We start from the raw sequence: 22,349 nt of genomic DNA on the forward strand, positions 1-22,349 counted from the left end.
CGAGGACGGCAATCGTCAGACAGACGACGAGGCCGATCACCAGGGCCGCGATGCTGAAAGCGCGAACGGCCTTGTACTGCGCCGTTTCGCGGGCGAAGATGGTCTCGGCTTCCGCGCGCTTGGCTTCGATCAGCTTGCCGAGCTGGCTCTGGCGATCCATGAGCAACGGCCGCACCTGCAGCTCGAGCACGTCGGTGGCACCCTGGTCGCCCTGGTTCAGGGCGTCGACCATGTCGGACTTGGCCTGGGCGTAGTCGTCGTTGGTCGACTGCCACTTGTCGTAGAGCTTCTTGATGTCGGCAGACATCGGCACCTTGTTGAAGGCCGCCTTCGTCGCGTTCATCTCTTCCTGGTACTTCTGGAACTCCGCGACCTTCTGCTTTACCTGATCAGGACTCCCGACCTTTGCCGCCGCCTCGCCGAGGACGACGAACGACATGAGCGATTGCGAGTTGATGCGCGTCAGCATTTCAGCCGGCACCAGTTCTTCCTCGTAGATCTGGCGCATGCCTTCGTTCTGGAAGTGCATGGCGCCGAGGCCAATGGCCGCACCACCGAAGAGCATGAGCGCGAGCAGGCCAAGCACTCCGTAGAGGCGGCCTCGGACGGTCAGGGCGGGCATTTTGAACTTGAACTTCTTCATTGCGATTCCAATCGGCAAAGTGCGACAAGGGCGAACCGGGGTTACACGCGAAAGGGCTGGCACCCCCTCGCGTCGGCGGCTCAGGCGACGGCTTTTACATCCGTAGAGGCCAGCGCGGCCTCCAGCATCTGGGCGTCCTGCGGCTGCAGCAGGCGATCAACGTCGAGCAGCAGCACCATGCGCTCGCCGACGGAGGTCAGGCCCTTCAGGTATTCGGTGTCGACGGTCGTACCCATGTCCGGCACCGGACGCACTGCACCCGGCGCGACATCGACGACGTCCGAGACGGCATCCACCACCACGCCGAACTGGCGACCGGCGACCATGACGATCACGCAGACCGTGGTGGCGGTGTATTCCTCGCGGTCCAGGCCGAAGCGCAGGCGCAGGTCCAGCACCGGAACGATGGCGCCGCGGAGGTTCAGTACGCCGAGGACGTAGGACGGGGCTTGCGGAATGCGGGTGACCGGTGTCCAGCCGCGGATTTCGCGGACGGCGAGGATATCGACGCCGTATTCCTCGTTGCCGAGGTTCACTGTGAGGTATTGCGCGGCCTCGTCGGACGCGGCGCTGGCGGTATTGGCGTGCTCGTTCATGTCGTTCCCACGGCGGATCGGATCGGCGGTTCGGGACCCCTTCCCTTGGGGTATCGGCCGCGGCCGCGGGGACTTGAGGGGGAATTGGACGCGGTGGAAGGACCATTCCGGTACAGCCGCGGCCCTGTGAAAGCCGGCCACAGCAGCCCCGAAGGACTCGGTTACAGGAACCTTGTGAGAGCCGGCTGTGGGAGCCGGCTATGCCGGCGATCCCGCGGCAGCGGGCCTGCTTGCCGCGAGCCCCCATCGCCGCTGAAGCGGCTGCCACACAGAGCACGGCTGCCGGTGGGAGAACCCATGTGCCCCAATGCGAGCCCTTGTCAGGCCGCCTTGCGGCGGCCCTGCATGCGCACGAGGCCCGTCACGTCGGCAATCAACGCGACGGAGCCATCGGCCAGGATGGTGGCGCCGGAGATGCCGGCCACGCGGCGGTAATTGGCCTCGAGCGACTTGACCACCGCCTGCTGCTGGCCGATCAACTCGTCCACGAACAGGCCGATGCGGGTGCCCTCGCCTTCCACCACGATGACGATGCCTTCGTCGACGGCGCGGCGGCGGCCATCACAACCGAACACGTCGAACAAGCGCACGATCGGCAGCCAATGATCGCGGAAGCGGAACAGCTCGCCGCCACCCGCCACGCTGCGCACGGCATCCGGCTTCACCTGCACCGATTCCACGATGGACACCAGCGGCACGATGTAGGTCTCCTCGCCCACCGCGGCCGTGAGACCGTCGATGATCGCGAGCGTGAGCGGCAGCGTGATGGTGAAGGTGGTGCCGCTGCCCTGCGTGCTGCGGATGGCGACGGTGCCGCCCAGATCCATGACGTTGCGGCGGACCACATCCATGCCCACGCCACGACCCGAGAGATCGGTGGTGGCGGCAGCGGTAGAGAAGCCCGCCTCGAAGATCAGTTCGGCCACGGCGTCGTCGGACATGCCGTCGCCCGAAGCGATGATGCCGCGCTGCACAGCCTTGGCCACGATGGCGTCGCGGTTGAGACCCGCGCCGTCGTCGGCCACTTCCACCACGATGGAACCGCCGCGATGGAAGGCCTCCATGCGCAGCGTGCCCGTGTCGGACTTGCCGGCGGCAAGGCGCTTGGCCGGCACTTCCAGGCCATGGTCGATGGCGTTGCGCACGAGGTGGACCAGCGGATCGCCGATCTTCTCGAGCACGGTCTTGTCCAACTCGGTAGTCTCGCCGCGCAGGTCGAGCACCACTTTCTTGTCCAGCTTCTGCGCCAGGTCGCGGACCAGGCGCGGGAAGCGGTTGAACACCGTGCTGATGGGCAGCATACGGATGCTCATCACGCTTTCCTGCAGCTCGCGCGTATGGCGGCCCAGCTGGGCGAGGCCATGGCGGAGCATTTCCAGCTGCGATGCGTCCACACCGTCGTGGAACTGGCTGAGCATGGACTGGGTGATGACTAGTTCGCCCACGAGGTTGATCAGCGTATCGATCTTCTCGATGCCGACGCGGACGGAACTGGCTTCGCTGTTCGTGGCCACGTCGCGCACGGCACGCGGCGCGGACGGGGCTGCCGGCGTGGCGGCGACCGGCGCGGGCGCGGCAACGCGGGGCGTGAGGGTGAGATCGCAATCGCCGTCCACCCAATCGAACACGCCCTCGACGGCCGCGCGCTTGGCACCGGCATCGAGGTGGAGCGTCCAGCCGAGGTAGGACGACGAGGCGTCCATGTCGGCCAGCGCGGGAAGCTTGCCGGCATCGCATTCGACGCGAAGCGGGCCGAGGGCGCCGAGTTCGCGGAACATGCGGGCCGGATCGTTACCCGTCTTCAGCAGGTAGTCGAAGGGACGGAAGGCGATGTCCCAGCCTTCGATGGCTTCGGCCGGGGCGGCGGCTTTCGCTGCGGCAGGTGCCGCAGCGGCACCACCGGACACCATGGCCGAAAGTTCTGCCAGCAGCGCCTGGCTTTCCGCCGTGGCGGCCGGTTTGCCGGCCATCGACAGGGCAAGCATGTCGCGCACGGTGTCGCCCGAGCGCAGCAGGAGCTCCACCACGGCCTTTTCCATCGGACGGCGGCCGCTGCGGACCTCGTCCATCAGGTTCTCGGCGACGTGCGTGAAGGCGGCCACATCGGTAAAACCGAACGTGGCCGCGCCACCCTTGATCGAGTGGGCGGCACGGAACACCACGTTGATCAGTTCCGGATCGTCGGCACCCTCGTCCAAGGCGAGGAGCGCCTGCTCCATGGCGTCGAGACCGTCGAGGCTCTCTTCATGGAACGCCTTGTGGAATTGCGCCAGATCGACTTTGGACATGGGGGTGGATCCTGGATTGCCGGAACGTCTTGGTACGGATTAACCGAGCACGCGGGCCACGGTGGCCAGCAACTGGTCGGGGTCGAACGGCTTCACCAGCCAACCGGTGGCGCCGGCGGCCTTGCCTTCCATCTTCTTTTCCGGGTTGGACTCGGTGGTGAGCATGAGGATCGGCACGCCGCTGTAACCCGGACGCGTGCGGATCTCGCGCACCATCGTGATGCCGTCCATCACCGGCATGTTCACGTCGGCAAGGATCAGGTCGAACTTGTGGTTGCCGGCCGAGTCGAGCGCCGCCTGGCCGTTGTCGGCCTCTTCGACGTCATGGCCCGCGCCACGCAGGGTGAAAGCGACCATGCTGCGCATGGAGGCCGAGTCGTCTACCGCAAGAATCTTTGCCATCGGAGCACCTTCAGTTCACGCCGGCGTGGGCCGGCAGTTCGATCAAAGCATCAAGGCCCAGCACGGCCACGCCGCGCCGGAGAGGATCGCTGACACCGGTCCAGGCGACGGGCAGGCCCGCCGCACGGGCATCGCGGGAGAACGCCGCGAGCACTTGCAGGGCGGCCGTATCGACCTGGGCCACGGACGCACCGTCGAGTTCGACGGGCTGGCCGGCAGCCAGGACACCCAACAGCGTGTCGCGGAGTGTGGGCGCCGCGCCGATACGCAGGTCGGCATCCAGCGCCAGCGGGGCGCGAGGGGCGTCTTTGGAGGATTTCTTCGCCATCGTCCGTACCGTTGGGACCCTTGGCGCGCATCGCCCGGGGGGTCGTTCGATGGTCTTATCGGCTTGGTGGGGGAAAGCTTTAGGGTAGCCGGCATGTCGACGCCCCCTGCAGCGACGCCGATACCAGCTGTGCCACCATGCGAACCGGTCGCAATCCTTATCCCGGCCCGCACGGCGACACCATCCCGGGCACGCTCGAGTTCCGGCGTGCCGCGCCGCTTGCGGTCCCAGCGGGACTCCTGGTGAAAAGCAAATCGCTTCTGTGGCAGTTGTTCGTGTCGCTCTCCGTGGTGCAGACCGTGGTGCTGTTCTTCGCCTTCGGCGGCCTGCTTTATTTACTGATAGATGCGCGTAACACGTACATTCCCGACAGCTTGATCAAGACGGCCGCGGAAGCGGTGCGTACCGGTTCCTACCGCAACCTGACGGTATTGACCGCGTCCAGCAACAGTTCCATCTCCTTCCCGTAATCGTTTGCCTCGAAGTCGTCATCTATTCCTTTGACGAGAAACTCGTCATTTATCACTTCACACAATATATCCACTTCATCCGAAGTAGCGGTACCTAGTTGCGCCTTAGCAATTAACGAGAGATCGGCTCCAAAAGTAAGACAGAGCTCCCGCAGCTTCTCTAGTTGTCGGCTACTTAGTTGAGCCTTCATCTACCAATACCCTCGCTCGACTTTGCCCACCCGGTTACTACGTTTTCCACAATGGTCGTACCCTGGCACAACAGAAGACCGCGGCGTGACAGGCGACCATTGGCGGCTTCAAACATTCCGTGCGGCCAGACCGTGCCGCTCTGGAGGATGGCGAAAATTCTGGATCGTCGTTTCATCGCAATCGCTTGCAACAACGACAATCGGGCGAACCGGCGCATGGAGGTGGTGTCGTGCTGCCGGATCGGACAGCGCGTACCACTGCTGCAGCAAGTGGGTGCGCAACATCGTTCCCTGGCGTACGGGTGTCAGCCGCGCCGCGCCTTGGCATGACCGACCACCTTCCACCCGCCGAATTTGAACGGCGCGCGGACAATGCTTCTACGCAGCGGCTTACGAAAAACCGGTCACTTCATTGGCGCTTCGCGCACCGACAGTCATTGAACCCCAAAGACAGCGCGGCGCAGGGCATTCTGAGCGTCAGCTGTGGCAGCTGATCTGAAATCACCAAGCAGGTACTCAACATGGAGAAGATCGCCGTCCGTGACGACCTGAAACTCTCCAGGATTCAACGCGGAGCGGTCAAGATCGCGCCCCAGGACCTGGAAAACCCTATTCGAAAGCCACATCCTCGAAGCGACCATTTCAACATAACCCTTGCGAAGAACTCGTCGCATCGGATTTTGGGATGTATCGACTACCAAAGCGTTGAGAGGTGAAGGCACCCCGTTATCGACAAGCTTCAAGGTTGAGATGTCAATACCGGACCCCTCGAACTCAAGCAAGTCCCTCGCATTCTGCCAATGATAATAATCGTAGACGAATGAATATCCCTGCACGAACGACGGCACCTGTTCAAACAGAGACCGCACGACCGCTTGAAGGTCAAGCAACCGCCAATCGTCACTGCTGATTCTAAACATCTGATGATCCCAGGAAGCGACGGTCGCAAAGTCCCAAACCAGACCACTCGATTCAATCACAAACCCCATGTTGCCCTTCGCTCTTAATCGCTTCTCCAGCACTTTCGGCGTCACTTCTTGACCAAAGAGAAAAACCTGCCCAGATACCCATGATTGGTCGGCAATAAACGCCCACAAACGTGCCGCCTCAACTTGCCTTCCGGTGAAGATGATTTCGAGACACTTTTTCATTTGAATTCCTTGACAACAACGGTCACGCCGCGAGCTCGGCCGAACTCTATCAGCTGATCGGCAGCCGCGGCGCCTCCTGGCTGAACCCTCAAATCCAGGATCATGCTCGCCGGCTTGTCATTCACCGTCGCGCCTGCAGCGCACTCTGCGGGAAGTCGGGTGGTGCCGCTTCCTGGGGTGTGGAGGCAGGCTGTGCCGGGTGCGTCCGAAGTACCAGTGCGTCTATAGCGCACCCGCACTGGTAAGCGTGTCCCAAAGCGCATGAAAGTTACATCCGTAGTACGAAAGCCCCAGCGACTTCTCCAGCTAAAGGTAAAAAATCAGCCTCGGAATTTATCCTTGAATCGTCTATCTGCATCGAGATAGAGCCATCCGCACGCGCTCTCCCAGCACATCGTCATTCTCTTGCAACGACACCTCGACGTACTGTGACGGATCGATACCATCACCAGTCCACGCTTCCAGCTTCACATGCACACTAGGGCGCAATGTCACAAGACTCTCAACGCAGCGCACCGAGCAACTCATCATTTTCTTGAACAGCGCTTTTTTCGACTTGTAGCCAAAGCGCCCCGATGCCGCCTCGGCCCATCCTCGATTAATTTCCTTAAATCTCTCGGTGTCGAAGAACAGAGGGTATTCGTCCAAGGAGATCCACCGACTGGCGTCCACCGCTTTGCGCAACGAGGATCCCAGCGTGACGCTCGGCGTATCAAGCTCGTGGAACTCACAAACGCCATCGGGATCCCTTCCCATCAGGCCACGACCAGAGTAGGTCTCAATGCAAATAAACATCTCATTCATTACCACGCTAGCAGCTTTAGACTCTTTCAACATTCCATCATTCCCCTGCAACCACTTTGACGTCTATGCGCGGTCTTGGCGGCACAACCGATCTTCAGGTGATCGCCATCTGAGCTGCTCGCGCGCTTAACGCCACTCAGTTGGGCCTTCATCTGCGTCGCTCACCCTCATTACCAAGAGGTCTCTGGGAAAGTCAACTCGGTACTGTGAAAACTTCACCCCGCGAGAAGCCTTGCTGACAAACCACGCAGTCATCCCTTGGAAGAATCTGACTCCGCAAAGAGGTCCCTGCGAAGTCTCTCCAATAACAGACCCCAGTTTTCCAGGAGTTGACTTTCTCCACCACTTCCCGGGTGTTCGGGCGGCATGTAGCGAATTATTGAAGACATGCATTCGGGATAATCAAAGTCCGCATACAGACATTCGGCCACTACAAAAACGTTGTCGTAAGCGTCCCGATTTCGATACACCCAAAGAAGCGTCAAATATATCCATAGACCCTTCATCCGATCTTCCGAGCTATCCGGCCTGATCAAGCGAGCCATCATGTCCTTCACATCGTCGGAATCATTCCCACCTAGGCCAGCCAGATCATAGTGAGCATCTGATGAGTCCTGCGACAGGCTATCGCTGGCGTATTCGACGACACCTCTGGGGCTGATAAGGCCTCTATCCAGTCCGCATCCGAGCTCGCTCCATTTCATCCCAGGCGCTTCCGCGAAGCAAAACCCACCTGTCAACGGCACTTCCATCGTTCACCTCAATTTTTCGTGACACCTCGCTATCGCCTCGTAACGCCAATTGCATGATCCGCCACTGCGAAGCAGAGCTCGCCCACCTGGCTACCGAAGCCTGACGGCGTCGGCGAAAAGTGTTGAAGCACTGCCCCCCTTTACTGCCGCCCCTGATTCAGGGGGGATGCGCACCTCGTCAGTGCAGTGGCAAGCCAAACGCACTCCGCTTCTGACGGGATCACGCAGAGGCAGTCTTCTGCAGCGCCACTGCTACTCTAAGTTGCTTCTCTTCAAGACTGCAGCGACCCCTGGCAGTGTGAGAAACCCGCACTGAGGATAATCACAACCTCCGAAGATCAGCCTCATGACTCCAACATTCTCATCTTCGGTTGCACAACCTTATCAATAGCATTCACAACGACATAGCTCTAGACCATGCAACTGCGCTGCGCGCAGGAGCTAATCACGGTAAATCCGTGATTCTCTTGGCACGAGCGGACCAGATGCATGCCGCAGGACTAGAATTCTTCAACGCCCCTTCCGAGGCCCAGGCCCTCCCATCGCGGTCAAGATTATCGCGATGAACCCAATAAACTGGCCGTTCTTAAGCGCGATCGGCCAGGCGACTTCGAACCTGAAAACAATGCCATCGATGAGACAACGAACGTATACGATAGCCATGATCAGCACAAAAAACGCAACCGCAAAAACGCCACCTAGAGCGAGTACACGTAACGATCTGCTAAGCCTCACTTTTGAGCCCTGCCAGTTCACGACTCTCCTTCGCAGGCTGTCTCATCTCACCCGCTTTAAACTTCCACGCATGGCCAGAAGGAACTTTGAGCCGCCAAGGTGATCGATATCGTCCGCAGAACGGAGGTCGTCGTCCATTCACGATCGACCGCTAGGCAGGAAGGCGCAGGTCACTGAGAGAGAGACTTCGCATCGCCAAGTGCAGTTCTTAAAGCCATGGCCGCATCCTGCTGTCTCCCTATCGCCGTGAATATAAGGCATACCCAATTCGCAGCGGCGATGTACTGGCAGCGGGATATCCAGCCATCGTACGAGGCTATCCTCGACCAAGCGACGGACATATGTGACTGTCACTGAAGTCACGAAGGAAAAAGTAGCGAAGACGACCCCATGGGCCACGATGAGGAGCATCCTACTTAGCCGCGATCAAAAACTCGCACCATTCTGGATGGTCGATATTGAGTTCAAAGAAATCCTCAAAATAGAGGAAACCAATTTTCTCGAGACGTCGCACGAATTCGCGCTGCGCTCCAATTCCGAACAAAGGACCAAATGAGACCAACTCTTCGCTTATGTCGAAGGGCGAAGTAGTGTCCATACAACGATACAACTCATCCAGCCCCACACCCCTCTCTTTCAGGCATTCACGCCTGACCACGATCCCCAACTCAACTGATGCATGTATAGACTTCACTAAGTAATCCTCAGTTCGATGGCGGGATGACTGAGCGCGATCTATCCGTGCATTCAGACTCTCAATTGACTTAGGAAGAATGTCTCGCGCGTCTCTCAGATCAATCCAGCGACCTCGGTTGCGGGCTGAACCGGAGTCCCTGGATAACTCCTAATCCAGGTCTTCGACCCCGTCAAAATATCCTGCCCCGCGTCGTTCAGATGCTGAGCCAGAAGTCCAACATGGAGTTCGAGCCACTCTGCGCGAGTTGTGGTCACTGGCTCTTTGGCCAAAAAGCTCAATTGATCACCGCGGGTAGCACGCAGAAAAAGGAAGAGGTTGTACCCCCTAACCGGCTTCTCGCTGGTGTTCAGGTATATCATGCTCACGCCGTCCCTATCAGCAATAATGTCGATGGCATACTTTGACGCCTTAAGGAGGACGTTGTTCGTTCCAGCGTCAATCACACTCAGATCGTGATCTGAGATCAATTTTTTCCAACACATGCGGGTGATCGCGGCCAAGCTCGAACTCTCGCTCATTTCACAAACTTCCCGTCTTTGTAAACATAACCTGCTCGCTTGAGCATCAAATATTCGCGCCCGAACCCCGACAACTCCATCATGTTCGTCGCCTCATTAGGCCGAGCCAGGACACTAAATCCCGTCTTAACGTCTCTTACATCGAAACCTGGACGAGTCGCCGCCAGAAAGGTATCACCGCGATCGATCGCGTTCGCAAGCCATGGCTGATTGTAGTCCGCCCAGAACTGCTGAGGGTTCACGTACAGATCATCGGGAACATTCAAGACGTTAAAGCCACCAGCCCTAGGCCCTAGATCGGTGCTCTTCACATTCCCCAACTCTGTCACCACTGACTTCATGTCATTCGTGTACGAGCCAAGAACAGTAGTGGTGCTTCCCTCCTCAGATTGCAGAATCACTCCCGAACTTGGCTTGTAGTTCAGAATAGTGGTTGATTCCGCGTTAACTAGCTCGGCACCTTCTTTTACGCGGTTCGCCGAACTGAGCGCTCCTGCAACAGTCAAGGTTCCGGCGGCGCCAAGTGCGCCATATATGAGCTCACCCGCACCTTCAGAGATTCCAAATGCGTTGGCAATGGCCGCTCCCCCAAACGTCGGGGTCGACGCACCCGTTACGGTGGTTCGTGTGCCCGCTTGGAACTGATCGACACCCCAACCAGCTGCAGCGACGCCAACAACTGCAGCCCCACAGCCGGTGCCCAGCGATTCTGGGCATGAAGCGGCTCCGCCAACGGCGAGGACGCCTCCCCCAAACGCAGTGGCTCCGCCGCCGATCGCCTGAACGACGCCGCCTGCACGAGTAAAGGGATGCCCGTAACTGTTATTGAGGTAGGTGAGGCCATCAGCAACACGGTCGCCAGGACCATAGGCAAACAAATACTCTGTAGATGGCGTCGCCTTGCCATCAACATTTACTCCCATTCGCTGGAACGACTGTCCCTCTAAAAGGTGACGTTCTGAGGCGTAGTCGTCACCGTTACCAACAGCTTCTAATTTTGAGTAGTACGCATACTCCGGCGAGTCCTTCGCATATTCTGCTGAGCAATGCACCAAAGCACACGCTGCCGCGCTGAGACGCACCTCCTTCGTCTTATCACCACCGGCAAGTAGCTCGATTCGTTGCTTTTCAGTCTCATGAAGCTGGCGGTTATAGAGTTCACCATCGAGTGCCGCCTTAGCGCCGGAACTTCCTCCAACCGCGCCGCCTATCGCAGCGGATCCGAGCTCCATGTACGTCTTCCACTCGTCGGAACCAGGGACGACCCCGCTCGAAACGAGGTAGTCCTGCATGGCCTTCGAGGCGGCCTCTGAAGACGCACCTCCCAACGCGCCCAGCGCGCCGTTTCCACCGCCTAGGGACGCCATCGCAGCGCCGACAACCCCGTGAAGGATGACTTTGTTGCGACTCCCGTCCGCCCAAGCATCTCGCTCCTCATCCGTTGTCGCGTGATCCTGCATGTACTGAGCAATCGCTCCCACGCTTCGCATGCCAACATATCCGGCAACAGCACCTAGCTCCTGCTGCTCCGCCACCTTCTTGGCGTCGTAGCTGTTCTTCAGCGCCGCATCGTCAAGCGTCGGGTCCCGATCAAGCCCGCTTAGATCCTTCCCCGGATCGTTCCGAACGATGATCGTCCCAGCCGCAATGCCAGACTTGGTGTCGCTACTACTATTCCCATGCTGCGGGGTGGCCATAGAGATCGCAGCACCGATGGCACCTGCCACGTTGCTCGCCATCGTGCTGCCACCACTGAAGCTCACCTGGCTGGCGTTGTACTTCGACTCGTTGTGCAGATCCTCCCAGACTAGGTCGCCCGTGCTGAGCACGTTCTTTGACGCGTCTGCCGTGCTGGCAATCTGCCCACCTACCAGATGGGTAGTGCCGCCAACGTCGATCTGGAAGCCGCCGTCGCCGGCCTTGATCCCGCTGACCTCGTTGACGCTGGTGTAGTGGCTGTCGACCTTGCTCGCGGCGTAGTAGGCGCTACCGCTTACCAAGCCGCTCTGGGTGATGCCGACCATGAGCTTCCCACCAGCCAGCATCGACTTGCTGGCGTAGTCGTCGGTATCTTGCTCGCTGCGGATCGTCAGGTTGTTACCGATATCGGCTACGACCTGGCTGCCCTTCAGCTGGGCACCCTCGATCGTAGTGTCGTTGCCGCTGACGATGGTGAGTTTGTCGTCCGCATTGATCGTCGTTTCGGCGTAGGTACTTCCATTGCCGTGGGCCTTCGCGCTGCCCACGCTGGCCGATGCGTAGATGCCGAAGCCATCGGAACCGAAGCTGACGCCGATGCTGCCTGCGGCATTCTTCGAATCGTTCTTGAGGCTGTGCTCCTCCGACTGGCTCAGGAGATTGATGTCGTTGGTCGCGGCCAACGCCACATTCTTACCTGTGACCTCGCCGCCGATGATAGTGAGATCCCCACCGGTGGCGCCAATGGTGACATTGCCGCCACTGGTGATGTGGCCGCCATAGGACGTGCTGTCATGGGTGGTGGTCTTGCTGCTCGCGCTGCTACCACCGATACCCACCTGGATATTGATTCCCGCGGCTCCCGCGGCACTCTGGGCATCGGTGACGCCACTGAAGCTCCCGACAGCCCCGACCGCGTCGTGTGCTTCGTACGCTGCCCTTGCTGCATACAAGGCCTTCAGGCGATCGTCGTCGCTGCCGCCGGCACGCTTCGCCGAGTCATAGGCATTCATGGCGAACTCATAAGCGGCGCCACCCAGGCCACCCGTGATGCCACCCTCGCTATGCTTCTGCGACTGCACCGTATCCAACGTGTCCAGACCCGCATCGATCGTGACGTTCTTGCCGACGATCGTCGTGCCGGTCTTGCTGATGACGTCCGTACCGGTCAAGTGCAGACCCCCACCCGCCGTCAACGTCACCTGCCCGTCGGTAGAACCGACCACACTGCCCGTGTGGGTTACCTGATGTGAGCTCTCGGAGCGGCTGTCCTTCGCCTGCCCATAAAGCTCGTTCATGCCGCTCTGCGAGTAACCCGTCTTCGTGACCGTCTTGCTGTGGCTGTCGTCGTAGATGTCGACCGCCGTGGTCAGGGTGAGGTTGTTACCCGCTGCGACCACCACATCGTGTGTGCCGGCGATCTTCGCGCCTTCGCCGAGCACATCGTGGCCCGCGGCGACCGAGATCGAGTCGCCACTGAGCAGCGTGCCGTTGGCGACGTGCTGCGCGGTGTCGTCGTTCGTTACCGTCTTCTTGCCCGCCTGGACGATGCCGCCACCTCGGTTGAGCGTGAAGCCGGACTTCTTGACCGTCTTGTCGTGGGTCTCGTTGTAAGTGTCGGTCGTGGCCAGCAGGTTGACGTCATGGCCTGCCGCCACGGCGATACCGCCCGTCGCCTGGACGGTCGCTCCCATGGCGGTCAGATCGTTCCCGGCCACCATGTGGATGTTGTCGCCGCTGAGCGACGTACCCACGGCCAGCGTCTGTTCGCTGGTGTCGTGCGTGGTGGTCGTCTTGCTGCTGAAGAGTCCGCTCTTCTTTTTCTTGGTATCCGTGACGACCGTATGCGTCTCGTCTTCGGCGGCGAGCGTCAGGTCGTGCCCGGCCGCCAAGGTGATGTCGCCGGTTTTGGTCGCGACCGTCGCCGCATCCAGCGTGGCGTCGTGGCCGGCGGCGATCTGCACGCCGGTGCCGGCGTCCACTGTCACCCCGCGGACGGTCTCGTCCGTCGTCGTCTCAGTAATCCGCTTCTTCCCTTCCTTCCAGCTCTTCGTGCTGGTGGTGCTATCCGTCACCGTCGTCAGGTCGAGGTCGTTCCCCGCCTGCAGTGCGGCCGTGCCGCCGGCCTTGATCTGCGTGCCTTCCAGCAGGGCATTGTTCCCGGCGGCCACGGCGAGATTGCCGCCGGCGTCGAGGGTGGTCACGTCATGCGTGACCTTGCTCGACGTGCCGTTGGTTGTAGCCGTCAACGACAGGTCGTGGCCGGCCAGCAGGGCCATGTCGCCGCCGGCCTTGAGCGTGCCAGCCTGCACACCGAGGTCGTGGCCGGCCTGCAGCGAGAGCGAGCCGCCGGCGTCGATGCCGCTGGCCGTGGTTTGCGTCGTCCAGCGTGTGCCACTCTGCACCGCACCCAGGGTGAGGTCGTGACCTGCCTGCAGTGCCGCGTTTCCGCCGGCCTTCAGCGTGGTGGCCGACAGCGTCATGTCGTTACCGGCGACCAGGGAAAGATCCTTGCCTGCATTGAGCGTGAGACCGTCGACCTGGGTGCCGGTGAGCGTATTGCTCCACGCGTAGGGATGAGTCGTGGTGACGCTGGACGTGATCGACAGGTTGTTGCCGGCCGCAAGGGCGAGACTGCCGCCCGCCGATACACCCTGCCCGCTCAGGGCCAGGTCGTGTCCTGCCGTCAGCAGCGCGTCGCCACCTGCCGCGACTTTGGTATGGTCGAGCGACAGATTGTTGCCTGCGCTTATCTGCAGGCCCTGCGTCGCGGTGATGCTCGCTCCTTCCATACCCCGGCCGGCAAGGCCGCCCACGTTCTCCGAGCGAATATCGCCACCGGCGATCAGGCTCACGCCCGCGCCGTCGATGCGACCGTTGATGTTGGCGATGTTGCCGGTGGCGCTGATGGCCGTAAGCCCGTCGCTGGAGATGCGGCCGCTGTTGAGCAGATCCTGTGCCGTGAGCAAGGTGCTGTTCTCACCGCGGATCAGGCCGTCGTTGGACAGCTTGCCCGACGCATCGATGCTGACGTCCTTACCGGCGATCACCGCGCCCTGCGTGGTGAGCCCGAGGTTGCCACTGGCCAGGTAAACCACCGGCACCAGCACCTCGTGTCCGTCGACGTTCTGCTGCACCATCCAGACGATGTCCTGGGTAAGTGCACTGACCTGCTCGGCCGTGAGTGCCACGCCCACGCTCAGGTTCATCGCCTGGGCCACATGCGTGGCGTTACTCATCAGCGCCTGGTATTCCTCCAGGCCGCTGGAGTAATCGGCAAGGTAGGTACGGCCGGTGAGCTGCGTCACCTGCTGGGTCACCAGCTGCTGCTCGTAGAAGCCGTCGCCCAGACGCATCATCGTCCGTGCCGGATCCAGTCCGAGCTGGTCCAGCAAGTAATCACTGCTGATGAACTGACTGTAGTCGACGAAGCGCGAGTTCGTCTCTATCAGGTAGTTGCCACTCGGCGGATGTCCGAGCAGTGCCGTCAGGTAGGCGTTGCCCATCAGGCCGACACGGCGCGCGGAGGCGCCATTCGCCAGCGCGGAGAGCGAATCCGCACCTGCGCCGTTCACCGAGGTACCCACGGCGCCGGATGCCGCGGCGAGCTGGGCGCCCGAGGGCGGGCCGTCCACGGCCACACTCTCGCCGCCGCTGCCGCCGCGAACGCTGTAGATCCCGCCCGTCGGAAGCACCACACCCGCCAGTGGCTGGCCCGCGCCGCCCAGCACCTGGGGTGCATGGCCCGTGGCGGGATCGACCTGCGCGCCCACCGGAAGACCTGCCGCGCCTTGTGCGTTGCCCTTGTTTACCGACGAGAGGCCGATCGCTTGCGCATTCGGGTTGAGGCGCGTGTTCCCCACGGAGCGTCCGTCGGGCGTAACGCCGCCGTTAGATACCGTCTGGCCGCTGATGGAAACGCCACCCGCGCCGGTCATCACCGTCCCGAGTGCGGTGTAGTTGTCGTGCAGGTAAGTCGAAGGGTCGGTGTTCGGCCGATAGCTATACGAATCTTCTTCGCCGCCGCCCTGTTCGCACAGATCGAAGTCAGTGCCGCAACCCATGTGGTGGGTCACGGCCACCTGCTGGATGGTGCGACCCGCAGCAAGGGACTGGTTGGCGACATTCTCGTTGCCGAACACCATGCCGGTGCCGCCGCCGGCACCCGCGATATTCACCCACAGCGCGCCATTTGCGGCAATGGTGGACGTGTTGTTGGTCACGGAGCCGTACAAGGCGATGTTGCCGCCGGCCAGGATCTGCGACTGCGCGCTGGCAGCGTTGACCACGGTCTCCTGGATAGTGTGGTACTCGGTGTAGGTCTCGTATTCCTGCACCTTGTTGATGGCATGCTTGTAGTCGGACCGCGGCAAGGCCTGCGAAGCGGCGGATTCCTCTGCCGTGAGCACATGCTCGGTCGTGTTCAACACGCGGCGCACGTTGTTGATCTGGTTCGCCGCCAGCAGGATGCTGCCTTGCGCCTGGATCGATCCGGAGATGTTGTCTATCTGCCCGGCGCGTGTCGCGAACAGCCCTTGGCCATTGCGCGCCGCGCCCGCCACGTTGATGTTGCCCAGGCTGAAGATCTGCGCATCGCGGTTGAGCAGGTAATTCGTGTAAATGTCGACGCTGTTCGTCGCGGCGATGGTGCCGCTCTGGTACGCGGCATTGCCGGTGGCCTGGCCGAAGTCGGCGCCGTTGATCACGGTGCCGGCCTGGATGGTGACATTGCCGCCCATGATGCTGCCGGTGTTGTTCACCACACCGGCATTCATACCGACGGTATTGCCCTGGATGCTGCCCGCGTTGGCGATCGTGCCGCCGGTGTTGAGCTGCGTATTGGCGGAGTTGAGCAACGCACCCGCGTTGTTGGTGATGTTCGCGGCGCTGATCGTCAGGCCGTTCACCGCCTGGATGCTGCCGTTGTTGACGAACTGTCCGTCCACGGCGAGGCTGAAACCGCCATTGGCCTTGATGCTCGAGCCCGCCGCCTGGATGTAGTCGCCCACTAGGTGCATGCCCAGCGTATTGTTGGCGACGATGGTGCCCTGGCCGACCAGGTTGCGAATGTCGAGCACGACGTTGCCGACACCGGCCACGCCGTCGATGCCCGCCTGGACGGTGCCGCCACTGTTGTTCAGGCTGGACAGCGTGAGGTTGAGCTGGCGGCCCGCGGTGATCTTGCCGCCCGCGTTGATGGCCGATGCGCCCGCATTGACGAAGTTGAAGGTATTGCCGGCGTAGACGGTGCCGTTGCTGTTATCCAGCTGACCCGTACCCAGGGTCATGGTGCCCGCGGCGACCATCGTGCCGCCCTGCGCGTTCGAGATCGACGTGCCGGAGAGGTTGACGTCGCCCTGCCCGCCAAGCGTGCCACCTCGGTTGTCGATGCCACCACCCGAGGTGATCTGGGTCAGCGCGGCACTGGCATTGGCGATACGGCCGCCGACATTGGAGATCGATGCCGAATTCAGCGTGGTGGCACCGTTGGCCTCGATGCTGCCCGAGTTATTGTTGAGACCGTTGGTGGCGCGCAGGTCGATGGCGCCGCGGCTTTGCAGATGGCCGCCCACGTTGGTGAGGGTGTCGGTAGCCTGTACGTTGAGCTGCCCACCGGCGATAACGCCAGCGTTGGTTATCCGGGCGGCATTGAGCCTGGCGAGCGTGCCAGCCGCGATGGTTCCCGTGCCGTTGTCGAGCGTGCCCGCGATACCCAGCGTTACGCTACCGGGAGCGGACTGGATCGTGCCGCCTGCATTGGAGAGGCCGGCCGCCGTGAGGGAGAGATCTCCCGTAGTCGCCTGCAACAGTCCCCCGGCGTTGTTCACGCCGTTGGTTATCGTCACGCCAAGGGTGCTACCCGATATCGCGCCGTTCGCGGTATTGCTCAGCGAAGCGGCGGAGATGGTAGTGGTCCCGTGGGCGTTGATCAGGCCGCCGTCATTGAGAAGGTTGGTCGCGGCCGTGACACGCGTCGTACCGTTACCGGCCAGGGTGCCTTGACTGTTGTCGATGTCCTGGCCGGCCTTGACGTCGAGCAGGCCGGTGCCGGCGAGCTCAATGCTGCCGCCCTTGTTGACCACGCGTGCGCCGTGCACGGTCAGGTCATTGCCATTGGTTGCGATTGTGCCGCCGGTGTTATCGAGCGTGCCGGCAGTGCTCAGCGTCCAGACTGCGTTGCCTGTCTGCAACAGCTGGCCGCGGCCGTTGTCTATGGATGCGGCATTCAACAGCAGTGTGTTCGCCTGCATGCGCGCGGCATGGCCATCAACACCACGGTTCACCAGCGCACCGCTCGCCTGTGCGGTGAGCGCACCACCCACGGCGAGGTCACCCGCCGTGTGGTCGATGTTCCCCGCCCTCGCGACGAGGCTGGCGTCGGCGCCAGCACGCTGCGTGCCGTAGGAAAGGTCGAGAGCGTTCGCTTGCGCGTCCAGCGCATGACCCGCAAGCAGGCTGCCACGGGCGCTGAGTGTCGTGTCGGCGGACACATGAAGATCGCCGACCGTCGCGAGCGTACCGTCGTCCTTGACGCCGGCCCCCAACACACCGGTTACATCCACGGTACCGCCGTGCACGGTGAGGTCGCCCGTGGAAAGCGTGTGTCCACCATTCGTTACCGCGATGCCGTCGAGCGCGATCGTGTTCGCGGACAACGTGCCGCCCTGGGAGAGCGTGGCACCGCTGGTAAGCGACGCCGTCTGCGCGGCCATGTCGCCTTGCGTAGCGAGGTCACCGTCGGCATGCAGGTTCAAGTCCACGGCGGCGAGTTGGCCGCTCTGGCGGATGGCGCCCGTAGCCGAGCCGTCCAGCCCCGCCGCCGACACCACCGTGCCGCCCAGCACGAGGTCGCCTTGCCGCGCCTGCAAGCGCACGTCGCCCTGCTGCGTGCCGAGCGTACCCATACTGGAGACGCTTCCGCCCTTCAGATCGAGCGATTTCGCGGCGACGATCTTGCCGGCATTGTCGACCGCGCCGGCTACGTCGATGGTCAGGTCGTCCGCGCCGGAAAGTTCGGCCGTGGCACCCTGCGTGAAGCTGTTCGCTCCAAGCGTGAGCTTCTGCCCCGCATAGGCGCCGCCCGTGTTGGTGAGTGCACCCGCGGCCTGAAGGTCGAGCGCGCCGTCGGTCGATATCGCACCGCCATTGCCGATGCTTCCCGCCATGACCGACAAGGCCGTCGAGGCCAGGAGTTGGCCGGCGTTGTTCACGGCGCCTGCCGTGTCGATGCCGAGCACGCCGCCCGCCTGGGTGGTTCCCGCGAGACCTATGTCACCCCGCGCTGCCAACCACAGGTCGTGGGCGCTCGCCAACGCGCCCTTGCTATCGATAGTCCCGGCCGTGACCGAGAGAGAGCCATTGGTTTGCAGTTTGCCGTTCGCATCCTGCGTGAAAGCGCCAGTGACATCGACGGTGACGTTCTGCTCGGCGGCCACGCTGCCGCGATTGTCCAGATCGCCGGCCGTATGCAGGCCGAGCGTACCGGCCGTGTAAACGCTGCCGGTGTTATGAAGATTCCGGCCGGCTTCCAGTACCAGCGCCCCACTCGCCGACGTGTCGCCCCCGAGAACCAGGTCTCCGGTGGAGATCAGCTTTGCCTCGTTCGCGCTCATGGCACCGGTCTGCGTGAGCGAACCGGCTGACGTCGCGTCCAGCCGGCCCGAGGCGACAGTGGTGCCAGCCAGCGAAAGGTCGCCTTGCGTCGTGACGAGGGAGACGTCGCCGCCTGTACTGCCGAGCTGCCCCGTGCTGCTCAGGCTGCCCGCATGAATGTCGAGGCCGGTGCCGCCGACAATGGCACCCGCGCTGTCGAGCGCACCTGCGATATCCAGCGTGAGGCTCTTCGCCGCGTTGACCTGTCCATCGGCTGTCTGGCCGAGGCTCGCCGCGTCCAGCGAAAGCACGTTGCCTGCGTAGAGCAGACCCGCGTTGACGACATCCTGCGACGCCACGAGCGCCAGGTCGCTTCCCGCGCTGATCGCGGAACCCTTCGCGCTGTCGAAGCGCGTGGCATGGACGATGGCATCTCGCGCGGCGACCACCGTCGCCGCCTGGGACAACGTGCCGGAAACGTCCGCGCGCACGTCGCGGCCCGCCTGCACATGGCCACCCAATGACGCCGTATCGGCAGTAAGGGCCAGGTCGTTGCCCGCATCGAGCGTTCCACGCGTGACGATGCTCGTAGCGTTCAGGCCAAGGTCGCTACCGGCATGGGTCGTGCCCGATTGATCGATACTATTGGCGTGGACCGACAAGGCGCCGTCGGCATAGGCATCGCCACCGAGCGCCATGCCCTGCGCGGCATCGAGCACCGCGTTCCCGGAGGCATAGATCGACCCGGCGAGCGTCATCGACCCGGCCGATGCCAGGTTCAGGGACACACTGGTGAGCTTGCCGTCGAGAAGGAGGTTGCCCGCCGAGCGGGCATTGAACGTCGTCGCGGCGGAAGCGACGCCACCGAGATGCAGGTCGCCACGCGTGGTCAGCGCCACCGCCCCCAGCGTGCTACCCAGCGAGCCGCTGGAATCGATGTTCGCCGCATCGACGGTCAGCGACTGCGCCCCCACCACGCTGCCCGCACTGGCCAGGGCTCCGCCCAGATGCAAAGCAGCTGTATCCGCAGCGCTCAGCGAGCCGCCGGTACCGATGGTCATGCTCCCGGCGTCCACTTCGAGCGCACGGCCGGCGTAGAGCTGCCCTGCGTTATCGATGTCGCCGGCGATACCAAGCGTCAGATCGTGAGCCGCCGAGACGGCACCCGTGTTCCTTAGTGCATTGGCTCGCAGTGCCGCATCGTGGCCGGCCACGACCGTGGCGGCGTTGTCCAGCGTGCCGGCAGCGGTCAGCGCGACATCCCGACCACCTTGTACGTTACCCGCGAGATGCATCGCCTGCGCGTCGATGGCGACGTCGCGACCGGCATCGATCTGCTTCGTGCTGTCGAGCGAAGCAGCATGAATGTCGAGGTCGGTTCCTGCGTGCAAGGTACCGGCATTGCTTACCGTGCCGTCGGCATTGAGAACAAGCCGACCGTCGGCGTAAAGCGAACCGGTGTTGGCCAGGTCGTGCGCGGTGTGCAGCTGCGCATTGCCCCGTGCGTACGTTTCACCGCTGTTCTCTGCCGAGGCGACATCGATATCGACATCGCCCGTGGTCAGCTGTCCCTGCTGACGGAGGATGCCCGGGGTGTACAGGCTCAGTTTGCCGCCCACCACCGTGTTTCCGGCAAGGGTGATGTCCGCCGCACCAGCCACGGAAGCGTCGCCCTGCTGCGTGCCCAGCTCGCCACTGCTGGCGATACCGCGCGCGTGGACAGTCAGGCCGTTACCGCCCACGAGGCTGCCGTCGTTGACCAGATCGCCGGCGACGGTCACCTGCGCGCTACGCACGCCATACAGCTGACCCTGCGCCCCTTGCGTCAGCGATGCCGCGCCCACGGCGACGCCACCTGCCGCGTACAGCGTGCCCTGGTTGAGCAATTCACCGGCGGCGTTGACCGCGAGGTCCCCGCCCGAGGAAACGGTGGCCGAGGACAGGTTGGCCACGCGGGCCGCTTGTAGATCGAGGCGGCCGCCGGAAACGATCACCGCTGCGTTGTTCAACAGGTTCGCCGCGTTGACCGCCACGTTGCCGCCACCCTGCACCGCGCCCGCAAGGTTCGCGTAGCCGCGGCTGAACAAGCCGAGGGCGCCACCGGCATCGACGATGCCGTTGCTGTTGACGGTGCCCGCATCGACGGCGAGGTCGCCACCCGCGTGCAGCGTGCTCGCCGCAGTGCCATCCAGGAGACCACCCACGACAAGGTGACCGCCGCCGAGGCCATAGATCGTGCCTTCGTTGCGAAGCGTGCCCGTGCGCAGGTCGAAGGCGCTGTCGGTGTAAAGCAGACCCTTGTTGCGCAACGCCTGCGCCGCGTACACCGCGAGACTCCCGCCCGCGCTGAGGCGGCCGGCCACATCGATGTCGCCCGCCGCATTGACAGCCAGTGCGCCACCTGCGATCACCCGGCCGGAGACACCGAGCGCACCACGCGTGACCAGCGCGACATTGCCGTTCTGCGTACCGAAGGTGCCGTCCACATTCACCGAACCATTGGCATCGAGCGACGCATTCCCTAGGGCCACCGTCGTGCCGCCAAGACGCACCTCCCCCGCACTGCTCAGGGTCAGGTCGCCCGCCTGCGCCGCGATGGCGCCGCTGCTGACCACACCGACGCCCGCCTCGGTACCCACGAGGCGGATCTTCTCCGCATACATACCGCCGAGTGCCGCGACGTCGATCGCCACGGCGGGATGGCTCGCGTCGGCGCCGAGGGCGCGAACGCCCGCGTCCGCATAGTTCGCGTCATTGCTGCCGGCAACGACGTTCAGGTCCTTCGCCCAAAGCTGGCCGTTCACCTGCACCGCGCGGGCGATGAGGTCGGTACGGTCCACCACGGAGCCGTCGAGGCCACCGCTGCCGATGGCGATGCTGCCGCCCGTCACGTGGAAGGCGTCGAGACTGCCGCTACCGCCGAATACCGGCGTGCCGGTGGTAAGTGTGAAGCGCTGGCTGTTGATGATGCCGCAGCCGTCGCAAGTGATGCCGTAAGGGTTGGCGATCACCACCGGCGCGGCCTTGCCGCCCACCTCGATGTAGCCGTGCAGGCTGCTGGGCAAGCCGGAAGTGACCTCGTTGAGGATCAGCGAAGCGGCGCCGCCGTTGAGATTGTCGTTGCCGGCGATATAGCCGCCGAGCTGCGTCTGCACGATGCTCGCGCTGTTGTTGAGGATCACGCCGCGCTGGTCGATGTCGAAGCGCTGGTACTTGTTGTGCGACACACCGCTCGCATTGGGCGCGACGATGTCGACCACCGGCACGCCGTTCGCCGCCGAATCCATCTTGGGTCGATGTGCTCCCGCCGCGGCGTCGGGCACCTGTTGTGCCCACGACACCACCGGGATACCCAGCGCCGCCAATGCGATCGCGAGCGCGAGAGCACGCACCGCCGAGATCGCCACATCGCCCTGAGGGCGCCCCATCACTGCCTTGTTCGTCGTCATGACCTTGCCCCTTGACGGATGCCGGCTCCGGCAT

The 22,349-nt window shown here is 62.7% G+C and carries 12 protein-coding genes; 1 reads left to right on the forward strand and 11 read right to left on the reverse strand.

Annotated elements, in window-relative coordinates; all coding sequences use genetic code 11:
- The 5 genes from ACPYOD_RS01420 to ACPYOD_RS01440 form a co-directional block, all read right to left on the reverse strand.
- Positions 1-643 (reverse strand): MCP four helix bundle domain-containing protein (locus ACPYOD_RS01420; RefSeq protein WP_481299943.1); only part of this gene is annotated, 643 nt, incomplete at its 3' end.
- 80 nt (positions 644-723) lie between these two features.
- Positions 724-1,239, reverse strand: a complete 516-nt coding sequence (locus tag ACPYOD_RS01425) for a chemotaxis protein CheW (protein ID WP_481299944.1) — start codon at positions 1,237-1,239, stop codon at positions 724-726.
- A 320-nt stretch (positions 1,240-1,559) separates the two neighbouring features.
- A complete protein-coding gene (locus ACPYOD_RS01430; RefSeq protein ID WP_481299945.1) occupies positions 1,560-3,527 on the reverse strand; it encodes a chemotaxis protein CheA in 1,968 nt (655 codons plus the stop codon).
- A 39-nt stretch (positions 3,528-3,566) separates the two neighbouring features.
- Positions 3,567-3,929, reverse strand: a complete 363-nt coding sequence (locus ACPYOD_RS01435; protein WP_306850379.1) for a response regulator — start codon at positions 3,927-3,929, stop codon at positions 3,567-3,569.
- A 10-nt stretch (positions 3,930-3,939) separates the two neighbouring features.
- On the reverse strand, positions 3,940-4,257 hold the full coding sequence (locus tag ACPYOD_RS01440) for an STAS domain-containing protein (RefSeq protein WP_481299946.1): 318 nt from the start codon (positions 4,255-4,257) through the stop codon (positions 3,940-3,942).
- Between the two features lie 137 nt (positions 4,258-4,394).
- Between ACPYOD_RS01440 and ACPYOD_RS01445 the strand changes: the two genes are divergently transcribed.
- Complete coding sequence (locus tag ACPYOD_RS01445; RefSeq protein WP_481299947.1) at positions 4,395-4,727, forward strand: hypothetical protein; 333 nt, start codon at positions 4,395-4,397, stop codon at positions 4,725-4,727.
- A gap of 625 nt (positions 4,728-5,352) precedes the next feature.
- Here the strand turns inward: ACPYOD_RS01445 and ACPYOD_RS01450 are convergent.
- From ACPYOD_RS01450 to ACPYOD_RS01475, 6 genes are all read right to left on the reverse strand, one after another.
- Positions 5,353-6,069, reverse strand: a complete 717-nt coding sequence (locus tag ACPYOD_RS01450; RefSeq protein ID WP_481299948.1) for a hypothetical protein — start codon at positions 6,067-6,069, stop codon at positions 5,353-5,355.
- A gap of 348 nt (positions 6,070-6,417) precedes the next feature.
- Positions 6,418-6,906, reverse strand: coding sequence for a contact-dependent growth inhibition system immunity protein (locus ACPYOD_RS01455; protein WP_481299949.1), 489 nt, complete (start codon positions 6,904-6,906; stop codon positions 6,418-6,420).
- A gap of 218 nt (positions 6,907-7,124) precedes the next feature.
- Positions 7,125-7,625, reverse strand: coding sequence for a DUF2247 family protein (locus ACPYOD_RS01460; protein WP_481299950.1), 501 nt, complete (start codon positions 7,623-7,625; stop codon positions 7,125-7,127).
- Positions 7,626-8,772: 1,147 nt separating this feature from the next.
- Complete coding sequence (locus ACPYOD_RS01465; RefSeq protein WP_481299951.1) at positions 8,773-9,054, reverse strand: hypothetical protein; 282 nt, start codon at positions 9,052-9,054, stop codon at positions 8,773-8,775.
- Positions 9,055-9,149: 95 nt separating this feature from the next.
- Positions 9,150-9,575: a hypothetical protein gene (locus tag ACPYOD_RS01470; protein WP_481299952.1), complete on the reverse strand. Its 426-nt coding sequence runs from the start codon at positions 9,573-9,575 to the stop codon at positions 9,150-9,152.
- Positions 9,572-22,315 carry a hemagglutinin repeat-containing protein gene (locus ACPYOD_RS01475; protein WP_481299953.1) on the reverse strand — a complete coding sequence of 4,248 codons (12,744 nt, stop codon included), beginning with the start codon at positions 22,313-22,315 and terminating at the stop codon, positions 9,572-9,574. Before ACPYOD_RS01475 ends, ACPYOD_RS01470 begins: the two co-directional genes overlap by 4 nt.
- Positions 22,316-22,349: the final 34 nt, after the last annotated feature.

The organism is Luteibacter sp. HAY1-4A (assembly GCF_056755355.1).